This window comes from Mesorhizobium sp. M7A.F.Ca.CA.002.15.2.1 (assembly GCF_003998715.1).
Classification (GTDB): Bacteria; Pseudomonadota; Alphaproteobacteria; order Rhizobiales; family Rhizobiaceae; genus Mesorhizobium; species Mesorhizobium ciceri.
In genome coordinates this window covers 1-2083 of record NZ_RZPI01000853.1, presented here as the reverse complement: position 1 = coordinate 2083, position 2083 = coordinate 1, and the positions used below count along the sequence as shown (strand labels likewise).

The following is a 2083-nucleotide window of genomic DNA, read 5'->3' as shown; positions in this document are numbered from 1 at the left end:
GAGCCGGCAGCCTTGGTGTCGCCGCCCAAGCTATTGGCCCGCGCGGCACCGGCCATGCTTGCCGGGCCGCTCACCCGTTACGGTTTTCGCGACGCCAAGCCGATCAATTTCGGCAAGGGTTCGCCTCGCCGCCTTGCAGTGCACGGCGTCGACGTCTCGCGTTGGCAAGGCAACGTCAACTGGGACAAGCTGCGGGCGCAGGGCGCCAACTTCGCCTACATCAAGGCGACCGACGGTGGCGACCACCTCGATCCGATGTTCATGAAAAACTGGCGCAACGCCGACGCCGCCGGCTTGAAGCGCGGCGCCTACCATTTCTTCTACTGGTGCCGCACGGCGGGCGAGCAGGCGGACTGGTTCATCCGCAACGTGCCCAGGGTCGAAGGCGCGCTGCCGCCGGTGATCGACGTCGAGTGGAACGGCGAGTCCAGCTGCAAGCGGCGGCCGTCGCGCGAAAAGGTGCTGGAAAAGATGCAGGTGTTCATGGACAAGCTGGAGCGCTATTACGGCCAGCGGCCCATCATCTACACCGCGCCCGATTTCTACCGCGACAATCTCAGGGGCGAATTCCTCGACTATCCGTTTTGGCTGCGTGCGGTCGCCCAGCATCCGTCAAAGGTCTATCCCGGTCGCAAATGGCTGTTCTGGCAGTATTCCGGCTCCGGCCTGTCGCACGGCGTCACTGGCCGCATAGACCTCAATGTCTTCCATGGCGACGAACGGCAATGGCGCGCCTGGGCCGGGGGCCGGCAGACGGTAGCCGACGCCAACTGAGACAAGCTATCAGGCTTGGCGTCGTTCGCTTTCTCGGGTGTCCGCCGATCCTCGACCTCTTCGCCGCTCCCTTCAGGACCCGCTCACGCGGCCTGCTTGACCAGCGTGCGCTGTCGGACCATTTCAAGCGCGATATCGGACTGCTCGATGGACACGCTTCCGCCGGCAGCATTCGCTGAGGAAAGTGCCTGGCTCTTTGACCAACAAGGACGCATGGGAGGAAAAGATGGGTGTGTCATCGGAGGCTCTGGCACAGAGCCGTCAAACGATCAGCGCTTACGAGGATTATGCGGAACAATATGATGCCATCGTGCGCCATGTTCCCAACGAGAGGGAGCAGGCATCGCTCAAGCGCCTGGTGGCAATCGCCGGCACAGGTGGCCGGATTTTGGAAGTCGGGTCCGGAGCCGGATACGATGCGGATTTTCTGGAAAATTTGGGCGTCAAGGTTCGGCGCACCGACGCCACCAAGCGGTTTCTCGAGCTGCAGGCCGCGCGTGGTAAGCATGGCGAGTTGCTCGATCTCATCACCGATGATCTCGGCGGCCCCTACGACGCGGTCCTTGCCCTATGCGTCCTGATCCACGTGCCTCGCGACCAGACCGACCAGGTGCTTGCCAAGATAGCCGGGTCGCTGCGCCCGGGCGGCGCCTTCCTCGTCTCGATGCGCAATGGCGACGGCGAGAGATCAGGCGAATATCACATGGTCTACTGGCGCAGGGACGACTTCGCCGCCCATCTCGAAGGCGCCGGGCTGGTCCTTATCAGGGACGATTTCAACGTCGGCCGCAATAGCGAAGAATGGAACACGTTCCTGGCCGTGAAGCCTGCATAACGCGGCGTGGGCTGTTGCCGTTTGCGCTGCTCAGCCTTTTCAGATTTGCGAAAATACAAGACATTGCCGCCGCCATGCTGTCTATGTGCGGGTTCCTGCACTCCTGGGGGGAGACGAGTTGGAACTCAAGATCATGCTTGTCGGCTTTGCCTGCGTGGTCGCGGGCGCGCTGTCGTTCATCACCTTCATGAAATGGCGAGAGGTGAAGGCACTCAGCCGCTGGCTGCCGACGCCGGGAAAGATCATCTCGTCGCGCGTCGAGGCACGCGAGGTCAGAAGCTCGGGCGTTGGTTCGGACAGCACTGATACGACCGAAATGCGCAATTTTCCGGCGATCACCTTCGAATACAAGGTCGGCGGCAAGAAATTTCAAAGCTCGCGCTACAGCGTGAAGGAGAATTTGGGGAATTTCGAAGTCACCGAAACCCTTGCCCAGTTTCCCCGCGGCGCGGAGGTGACTGTCTTCTACAATCC

The 2083-nt window shown here is 61.7% G+C and carries 3 protein-coding genes; all 3 read left to right on the top strand.

Annotated elements, in window-relative coordinates:
• Nucleotides 1–774, top strand: a 774-nt coding sequence (locus ENZ74_RS30255; RefSeq protein WP_127313229.1) for a GH25 family lysozyme, incomplete at its 5' end; no start/stop codon positions are given.
• Nucleotides 775–1000: 226 nt separating this feature from the next.
• Nucleotides 1001–1609, top strand: a complete 609-nt coding sequence (locus ENZ74_RS30245) for a class I SAM-dependent methyltransferase (protein WP_063170216.1) — start codon at nucleotides 1001–1003, stop codon at nucleotides 1607–1609.
• 118 nt (nucleotides 1610–1727) lie between these two features.
• Nucleotides 1728–2083, top strand: a 356-nt coding sequence (locus ENZ74_RS30240) for a DUF3592 domain-containing protein (protein ID WP_245471040.1), incomplete at its 3' end; no start/stop codon positions are given.